The sequence below is a fragment of the Anaerotruncus sp. genome, assembly GCF_057433415.1.
Genome location: NZ_DBMDHH010000079.1, coordinates 1 through 9,122 on the forward strand (window position 1 = coordinate 1; position 9,122 = coordinate 9,122).

The window sequence follows — 9,122 nt, forward strand, 5'->3', positions numbered from 1 at the left end:
CCTACGTCCGCCACGGCGACTGCAACCGCCTCTACTCCACCCTGCTCTCCATCCTCGAGCACTACCCCAAGCCGGTGCTCGACGTGCTGATGAACTCCCTGTCCACCCACGACATCGAGCGGGCGATCACCGCGCTGGCGGGCGAGCCGATCTCGGGCGGGCGCGACTGGCAGGCGCACAACAACACGCTGAGCCCGGAAAAATACGCGCTCGGCAAAAAGCTCTTCATGCTCGCGTCGGTCATCCAGTACATGCTGCCCGGCGTGCCCTGCCTCTATTACGGCGACGAGGCCGGCCTCTACGGCTACAAGGACCCCTTCAACCGCACCTGCTACCCGTGGGGCCGCGAGGACCCCGAGCTCATCCAGTTCTTCCGCACCCTCGGCGCGATCCGGTCGGGATGCCCGGCGCTCTCCTCCGGCAGCTTCAGCGCCGTCTCCTTCACCCCCGAGGTCGTCTCCTTCCTGCGCGACTGCGGCGGCGAAAGCTACTACGTCGCCGTCAACCGCACCCCCTCGGAGCAGCCGGCCGTCCTCCCGATGGAGTTCAAGGACGCGGCGGTCCTCTACGGCAGCCTCGGCGCCGACGGCCTGCTGCCCCCCTACGGCGCGGCGATCCTCGTCCTGCGTTAAAAAACCGCATAAAAAAGCCTCCCCCGCAGACACTAAGAAAAAACGTCTGCGGGGGATTTGTTATGCCGCTTGTGGAACTGCGGGACCTGTGCAAAATTTATAATGCCGGCGACAACGAGGTGCGCGCGCTCGGCGGCGTCTCCCTCTCGATCGAGGCGGGGGAGTTCGTGGCGATCGTCGGGCAGTCGGGGTCGGGCAAATCGACCCTCATGAACATGCTCGGCTGCCTCGACCTGCCCGACGGAGGGATCTATTTCCTCGACGGGGAGGACGTCGCCCACATCCCCGAGGCCTCCCTCGCCGGCATCCGCAACCGGAGGATCGGCTTCATCTTCCAGGGCTTCAACCTCATCCCCAGCCTGACCGCGCTGGAAAACGTCGAGCTGCCGCTCATCTACCGCGGCATCCCCCGCCGCGAGCGCGGCGAGCTGGCCGTTTCCGCACTTGAGCGGGTGGGGGTGGGCAACCGGATGCACCACTACCCCGCCCAGCTTTCGGGCGGGCAGCAGCAGCGGGTCGCGATCGCCCGCGCGATCGCCGCGAAGCCCCCCATCATCCTCGCGGACGAGCCGACCGGCAACCTCGACTCCGCCTCGGGCGCGCAGGTCATGGACATCCTTCACGAGCTGCACGCCGAGGGACGCACCGTTATCCTCATCACCCACGACGACCGCATCGCCTCCGCGGCTGGGCGGCTCATCCGCATCATCGACGGGCGCATCGTCGAGGATTCGGGAGCCCCGCCCTCCTGAGCCGCACGGCGAAAAAAAGCCCCGCGCCGTACGGCGCGGGGCTTTTGCACGTCGGATTATTCCGCGTAGAGCTGCTGAAGCTTAAGCAGGTGCTGGTAGCGCGCGGCGGCGGACTTCTCCGCCTCGTCGAAGAGGGTCTCCGCACGGTCGGGGAAAGAGCGGGTCAGCGAGGAGTACCGGGCCTCGTTCATGATGAAGTCCCTGTAGCTCGCGGTCGGCGCCTTGCTGTCGAGCGTGAACGGGTTTTTGCCCTCCGCCTTGAGCGCGGGGTTGAAGCGGAACATGTTCCAGTAGCCCGCGTCGACGGCCTTCTTCATCTCGGTCTGGCAGTTGGTCATGCCGCCCTTGATGCTGTGCATCTCGCAGGGGGCGTAGCCGATGATGAGGGAGGGGCCGTGATAGGCCTCGGCCTCGGCGATCGCTTTGATCGTCTGGTTCATGTCGGCGCCCATCGAGATCTGCGCGACGTAGACGTAGCCGTAGGACATGGCCATCTCGGCGAGGCTCTTCTTGGCGATCGCCTTGCCGGCCGCGGCGAACTGCGCCACCTGGCCGATGTTGGAGGACTTGGACGCCTGGCCGCCGGTGTTGGAATAGACCTCGGTGTCGAAGACCATGACGTTGACGTCCTCGCCCGAAGCGAGCACGTGGTCGAGCCCGCCGTAGCCGATGTCGTACGCCCAGCCGTCGCCGCCGAAGATCCAGACGGACTTCTTGGCGAGGTATTCCTTCTCGGCCAGGATCTCAGCCGTCAGCGTGCAGGCCTCGCAGTCGCAGTGGGCCGCGCCCGACGCCTTGAGGGCCTTCATGTGCTCATGCATCTCGGCGTGCTTGTCGCCAAAGATCTCCTTGCTCGCGGGGGTCTCGATGAAGGCGAGGCAGTCGTCCACGCTCATCAGGCCGCCCTGCAGGGCTTCCACATACTTCTCGGTGGCGGCGGCGTTGGCCTTGCCGTCGTCCATCGTGTCGAGCCACGCCTGCGCGGCTTCCTTCAGCGGGGCCCAGGTGTGGGGCACCTCGATGAGCGCGCGGGTCTTCGCGGCCAGGCGGTCGCGGATGGTCTTCTGTCCGATGTACATGCCGAAGCCGTGCTCGGCGTTGTCCTCAAACAGGGAGTTCGCCCAGGTCGGGCCGCGGCCGGTGTCCTTGTTGACGGTGTACGGGCTGGTGGCGGCCGGTCCGCCCCAGATGGAGGAGCATCCGGTCGCGTTGGAGATGTACATCCGCTCGCCGAACAGCTGGGTGATCAGGCGGGCGTAGGAGGTCTCGGCGCAGCCCGCGCAGGAGCCGGAGAATTCAAGCAGCGGCTGGTTGAACTGGCTGCCCTTGACGGTCTCGTCGGCGGGCATGCCGGGCTTCTTGGAGATGTTCGCGACCATGAAGTCGAAGACTTCCTGCTGGGCGGACTGGCTCTCCTGCGGCTTCATGACCAGCGCCTTCTCCTTGGCCGGGCAGACGCTGACGCAGACGCCGCAGCCCATGCAGTCAAGCGGGGAGACGGCGATCGTGAACTTGTAGTCGGGCGCGCCGGTCATCTTGGCGGTGTACTTGGTCTGCGCGGGGGCCTTCGCGGCCTCGTCGGCGCTCAGCGCGAACGGGCGGATGGTCGCGTGCGGGCAGACATAGGAGCAGCGGTTGCACTGGATGCAGTTTTCCGGCAGCCACTCGGGCACCGACACCGCGACGCCGCGTTTCTCGTAGGCGGAAGCGCCCTGCTCGAAGGTGCCGTCCGCGTGGGGGACGAAGGTGGAGACCGGCAGGCTGTCGCCGTTCATCTTGGAGACGGGCTCCATGATGTCGTGGACCATCGTGACGAGCTCTTTCTTGCCCTCGGGCAGAGCCGACTCGGCCTCGTCCTTGGCGTTCGCCCAGTCGGCCGGGACGTCGATCCTGACGAACGCCGAAACGCCCGCGTCGATCGCCGCGTAGTTCATGTTGACGACGTCCTCGCCCTTCTTGGAGTAGGACTTGTAAGCCGCCTTCTTCATGTAGTCGACGGCCTCGTCGATCGGCAGCACCTTCGCGAGCGCGAAGAACGCGGCCTGCAGGATGGTGTTGGTGCGCTTGCCCATGCCGATCTTGATCGCGAGGTCGATCGCGTTGACGGTGTAGAGCTGGATGTTGTTCTTGGCGATGTAACGCTTGGCCTCGGCGGGCATGTGGGTATTGAGCTCCTCGGGGGTCCACTGGCAGTTGATGAGGAAGACGCCGCCCGGCTTCACGTCGCGGACCATCTTGTAGCCCTTGACGACGTAGGAGGGGTTGTGGCAGGCCACGAAGTCGGCCTTGTTGATGTAGTAGGGCGCGCGGATCGGCTCGTCGCCGAAGCGCAGGTGGGAGATCGTGATGCCGCCCGTCTTCTTGGAGTCGTACTGGAAGTACGCCTGCACATACTTGTCGGTGTGGTCGCCGATGATCTTGATCGAGTTCTTGTTCGCGCCGACGGTGCCGTCGCCGCCGAGGCCCCAGAACTTGCACTCGATGGTGCCCTTGGCCGCAGTGTTCGCGAAGTTGTTCTCCTCGAGCGAGGTGTATGTAACGTCGTCGGTGATGCCGATGGTGAAGTGCTTCTTGGGGGAATCCTTCTTCAGCTCGTCAAAGACGGCGAAGACGCTGGAGGGCGGGGTGTCCTTGGAGCCGAGGCCGTAGCGGCCGCCGATAACCGTCTTGCCCGACACGCCGCACTCGGAGAGGGCGGTGATGACGTCGAGGTAGAGCGGCTCGCCCAGGGAGCCGGGCTCCTTGGTGCGGTCGAGGACGGCGATGCTCTTGGCGGTGGCCGGGATCGCCTCGATCAGCTTGGCGGGGACGAAGGGGCGGTAGAGGCGGACCTTGATGAGGCCGACCTTCTCGCCGGCGGCGGTCAGGTAGTCGATGACCTCCTCGGCCACATCGCAGATCGAGCCCATCGCGATGATGACCCGCTCGGCGTCGGGGGCGCCGTAGTAGTTGAAGAGCTTGTAGTCGGTGCCGAGCTTGGCGTTGACCTTGCCCATGTACTCCTCGACCACGGCCGGCAGCTCGTCATAGAACTTGTTGCAGGCCTCGCGGTGCTGGAAGAAGATGTCGCCGTTCTCGTGGGAGCCGCGCATGACCGGGCGCTCGGGGTTGAGCGCGCGTTTGCGGAAGGCCTCGACCGCGTCCATGTCGACCATCCCGGCCAGGTCGTCGTAGTCCCAGACCTCGATCTTCTGGATCTCGTGGGAGGTGCGGAAGCCGTCGAAGAAGTTGATGAAGGGGACGCGGCCCTTGATGGCGGCCAGGTGCGCCACGGCGCCCAGGTCCATGACCTCCTGCGGGTTGCTCTCGGCGAGCATCGCGAAGCCGGTCTGGCGGCAGGCGTAGACGTCGGAGTGGTCGCCGAAGATGTTCAGCGCGTGGGTGGCGACGGTACGGGCCGAAACATGGAAGACGCCCGGCAGCAGTTCGCCGGCGAGCTTATACATGTTGGGGATCATGAGCAGCAGGCCCTGGGAGGCGGTATAGGTGGTGGTCAGGGCGCCGGCGGCCAGCGAGCCGTGCACGGTGCCCGCCGCGCCCGCCTCGGACTGCATCTCCATGACCTTGACGGTGGTGCCGAAGATATTCTTACGGCCTGCGGCGGCCCACTGGTCGACGTAGTCGGCCATCGGGCTGGACGGCGTGATCGGGTAGATCCCCGCTACCTCGGTAAACGCATAGCTGACATGCGCTGCCGCGGTATTGCCGTCCATGGTGAGTTTGTTTCTTGCCATGTTGCATCTTCCTCCTAATGATAAATTAGCGATCGCTAATAAATTGGATATTCCGAACGGGCCCGAAAGGGCGCAAAAGCCCCTTGTCCCTATCCTTATTGAGTTTATCATTTTTGCCGCGCCTTGTAAATAACAGAACCCAGAAAATTGTGACTGTTTTGTCAATTTTACGGCAAAATCCATCCCGTTTGGGGCTCCCGTATGTGGAAATTCCGGTGCCGCCCCCCGCTTTTCCCCAAAGGCGGGCTTCAAAGCCGCATTTTCCGGGGATTTTTTCCTTCCCGCGGGCGGGCTTCAAATTGACATTGTCCGGAAAAATGTTTATATTTATGGTAGCAGCGCCGGAGCGGAAACAATCGTCCATCCGCGCGGCGCAAATTGGAGGAATGAACAACATGGACCCCTATCCCAGTATCGTGATTTTCCTGCTCCTCATCCTGCTCAGTTCCCTGCTGACCGCCGGGCGCACCGCCCTCACCCAGCTGCGGGACAGCAGCGTGAAGAAGATGGCTTCCTCCGAACGCGGCGGGGAGCGGTTCATCGCGCGGCTGCTTGAACGCCCCGCCGCCTTCCTCGACGGCGTCGAGCTCGCGCGCTTCGCCTGCACGGTGGCCGCGGCGCTCTTCACCTATCCCCTCGCCCTCGTCCCGCTGACCTGGCTCGCCCGCTCGCTTTCCTTCAGCCGGCCGCTTTACTACGCCTTTTCCTTCGTCGGCTTCCTGCTGACCGTGCTCCTGCTCAACGTGCTCTGCGCGCTTCTCCCCTACCGGGTGGCCTGCCGCCATCCCGAGGGGGTCTCGGCCGCGCTCGCGCGGCTGTGCTGGTTCGTCGCCTGCGTCATGCGCCCCTTCGTGCTCCTGAACGGCGCGCTCGCCCGCGGGCTGGCGCGCCTGTTCGGCGTGCGCGCCGGCGAGGAGCCCGAGGAGGCCACCGAGGAGGAGATCCGCATGATGGTCGACGTGGGCAGCGAAAAGGGCTCGATCGAACAGAGCGAGAAGGACATGATCAACAACATCTTCGAGTTCGACGACCGCAGCGTCTCGGAGGTCATGACCCACCGTACCGATATGACCGCCGTGCCCAAGACCGCCTCCCTCGAGGAGATCGCGGACCTGGCCGTCGAGACGGGCTTTTCGCGCATTCCCGTCTACGACGACGACATCGACGACATCATGGGCATCATCTATGTCAAGGACCTGCTCCGCCTCATCGGCAAGGGGGAGGACGCGGCGTTCGACGCCCAGAAATATATGCGCCCCGCCCTCTTCGTGCCCGAGAACATGAGCTGCGTCGACCTCTTCGCGCAGTTCAAGCAGAAGAAGGTCATGGTCGCCGTCGCCGTCGACGAATACGGCGGCACGGCGGGCATCGTCTCGATGGAGGACCTGCTCGAATCGATCGTCGGCAACATCCAGGACGAGTACGACGACGAGGAGGAGGAGATCTCCCAGCTCTCGGACAACTGCTGGTCGATTGACGGCACCGTCGCGATCGACGACGTCGAGCGGCTCTTCGACGTCGAGTTCGACGAGGACACCGACTACGACACGATCGGCGGCCTGATCACCGAGGCCCTCGGCCGCCTGCCCGAACCGGGCGAGCACCCCTCCGTTCAGCTTGAGGGCGTCCAGTTCACCGTCCTGCTCGTCGAGGAGCGGCGCATCGCCCGCATCCGCGCCGAACGCCTCCCTCCCGAGGAGCCGGCCGAGCGCGAGAAGGACAAAAAAGAAAAAAATTGAAAATCCCGGCAGGAAATCCCTGCTTTTCCGCCACTTCTTCCATGAAAGAATCTGGCTAAAAGGATGTGTGCCGTTATGAAGAGAGGTCTCTGCCTGCTACTGGCGCTGGCGATCTGCGCCGGGCTCGCCGTCCCGGTCTTTGCCGACCGGCTGCTCAAGCCGATCGACGAAGCCTCCCCCCAGCCGGACGAGACGACCCCCGCCATCTCCGTGGCTCCGGCCGAGCTGCCCGTCCTGCTCGAGGCCTCCCTCTGGAAGGGGGACGAGGAGACGGTCAACACGGTGACCGATCCCGACCTGTCCAGACAGGCCGCCGACCTGCTGCGCGAGGCCGCCGCCTTCCCCGAGGGCGTCACGCCGCCGAGCAGCATCACCGGCGTCAACCTCTATCTCGACTTCCCGGGGCAGGCGCGCCTGCACCTCTTTACGAGCGCCGTCCGCGCGGAGGGCTTCGCCGAGGGGCAGTCCTACCTGATCATCCGCCACATGGACCAGTATTATACCGCGCCCGGCGGGACGATGGACCGGCTGACCGAACTGCTCTTCCCCCAGACCGTCGCCCTGTGGGCCGCGCTGGAGGACCCGGATTCCCCCGAGAGCGCGGCGCGCGACTACTATAACTTCCTCTCCCCCCGCCTGTCGCGCAGCGAATACGGCGGGCTGGAATTCACCGACGACCGGCGCGGCCTCGTCCTCTGGCAGACTCCCGAGGGCGGCGTCACCCCCGCGCTGGTCGCCCAGCTCACCACCGCCTACCACGGCAGGACCTGCCCCGTCACCTATAAGAGCGCCGGGCGCAGCGCCGCCGAGCTCGACGAGATCGTCGAGTTCCTCGAGGCCCGCCGCGGCGTCAAGGGTACCGACACCATCACGAGCTGGGGCATCGACCGGGTAAACGGGCTGGTCATCCTCCACATGAGCGGCCGCTGGCCCGAGCTCAACGCCGCCATGCGCGAAAAGGGCTACACCGACCGGGTCCGCTTCCACGTCGAACCGGCGGAGGGCTGAACTTTCCCTTCCGAACCATCTGCGCCCGGCCGCGGCCGGGCGCTCGCTTTTCCATCAAAACTGTAACGGAGGTTTTTATGCAGGAGATCATGGGCTACATCCGCCGCGCGGTGGAGGAATACCGGATGATTGAGGACGGCGACACGGTCGCCGTCGGCGTGTCGGGCGGCAAGGATTCCGTCGCGCTGCTCGCCGGGCTGGCAGGGGTGCGGCGGTTCGTCGGCATCGATTTCACCCTCAAGGCGGTCACCCTTGACAACTGCTTCAACGGCGAGGAGGGCGATTTCTCCCCCATCGCCGACCTGTGCGGCTCGCTCGGCGTCGAATACATCCTGCGCCGCACCGACATCGGGCAGATCATCTTCGGCGAGCGCGGCGAATCCAACCCCTGCAGCCTCTGCGCGCGGATGCGCCGCGGGGTGCTGCACGACACCGCCAAGGCGAACGGCTGCAACAAGATCGCGCTCGGCCACCACTTCGACGACGCGGTGGAGACCTTCCTGATGAACCTCTTCAACGAGGGGCGGATCGGCTGCTTTTCCCCCGTCTCCTACCTCTCCCGCAAGGACCTCACGATGATCCGCCCGCTCATCTTCGCCACCGAGCGGGAGGTCCGCAACGCGGTGAACCGCGCCGGGCTTCCCGTCGTCAAGAGCAAATGCCCCGTCGACGGGTGCACCGAACGGCAGTGGACCAAGGAATTTTTATACGATATGGAGAAAACCCATCCCGGAATTACAAAACGTATCTTCGGAGCCATCCGGCGGGGACATGTCTCGGGGTGGTGATTTGCCGTGCTGCGCCCGGCAAGCCTTTTACGCGCCCCTCCGGGGCGCTCCAGATGTGCCGCCTGCGGCGGCGGAGATTGCCGGGTCCCGCCCCGACGGCGGTTTTCAATTTGCCGCGCTGCGCCCGGCGGGGCTTTAGATGCGCTCCTCGCCTGCGGCGAGCGCCGCAGAGCGGCGACGCACATTCAAAGAGGGCCACAGGCGCCACTTGTCCCTTCGGGACAAATGGTGTCCCCATTCGGGCTGTCGCTTCGCGACCCCTTTGGATTCCCCGTAGGGAGTCGCCATGCGACCCGGCCCTGCGGGCCGGAACCCTAAGCGGAGCCGCCTTCGGCGGCAAGAATCACTAGCGCGTTCCGCCGCGCGCTACGGGTTCCTTTTCGGACGGACGAAAAGGAACCAAAAGTCCGCCTAAGAACCCTCCACCTTGGGCGGCCTGCCCGGGCTGCGCCCGGAGCGCGCTACGCGC

The 9,122-nt window shown here is 65.2% G+C and carries 5 protein-coding genes and 1 pseudogene; 5 read left to right on the plus strand and 1 reads right to left on the minus strand.

All coding sequences use genetic code 11. The features are described from left to right. Window positions 1-632 (plus strand): annotated as a pseudogene (locus tag ACZO3G_RS13920) (glycoside hydrolase family 13 protein); the annotation flags it as partial. Window positions 633-694: 62 nt separating this feature from the next. Then, the gene (locus ACZO3G_RS13925) at window positions 695-1,384 is read left to right on the plus strand and encodes an ABC transporter ATP-binding protein (RefSeq protein ID WP_101548603.1); all 690 of its coding nucleotides are present in this window, start codon (window positions 695-697) and stop codon (window positions 1,382-1,384) included. Between the two features lie 56 nt (window positions 1,385-1,440). On the opposite strand, the gene nifJ is transcribed toward ACZO3G_RS13925, so the two are convergent. Continuing rightward, window positions 1,441-5,118 carry a pyruvate:ferredoxin (flavodoxin) oxidoreductase gene (gene nifJ, locus ACZO3G_RS13930; RefSeq protein ID WP_277138708.1) on the minus strand — a complete coding sequence of 1,226 codons (3,678 nt, stop codon included), beginning with the start codon at window positions 5,116-5,118 and terminating at the stop codon, window positions 1,441-1,443. 386 nt (window positions 5,119-5,504) lie between these two features. On the opposite strand from nifJ, the gene ACZO3G_RS13935 reads away from it, so the two are divergent. From ACZO3G_RS13935 to ACZO3G_RS13945, 3 genes are all read left to right on the plus strand, one after another. Next, window positions 5,505-6,857, plus strand: a complete 1,353-nt coding sequence (locus ACZO3G_RS13935; protein ID WP_277138707.1) for a hemolysin family protein — start codon at window positions 5,505-5,507, stop codon at window positions 6,855-6,857. A 75-nt stretch (window positions 6,858-6,932) separates the two neighbouring features. Continuing rightward, the gene (locus ACZO3G_RS13940; RefSeq protein WP_101548597.1) at window positions 6,933-7,865 is read left to right on the plus strand and encodes a hypothetical protein; all 933 of its coding nucleotides are present in this window, start codon (window positions 6,933-6,935) and stop codon (window positions 7,863-7,865) included. Window positions 7,866-7,942: 77 nt separating this feature from the next. Next, window positions 7,943-8,653 (plus strand): tRNA 2-thiocytidine biosynthesis TtcA family protein, encoded by a 711-nt coding sequence (locus ACZO3G_RS13945; protein WP_276874677.1) that lies wholly within the window; start codon window positions 7,943-7,945, stop codon window positions 8,651-8,653. The last annotated feature ends 469 nt before the right edge of the window (window positions 8,654-9,122 follow it).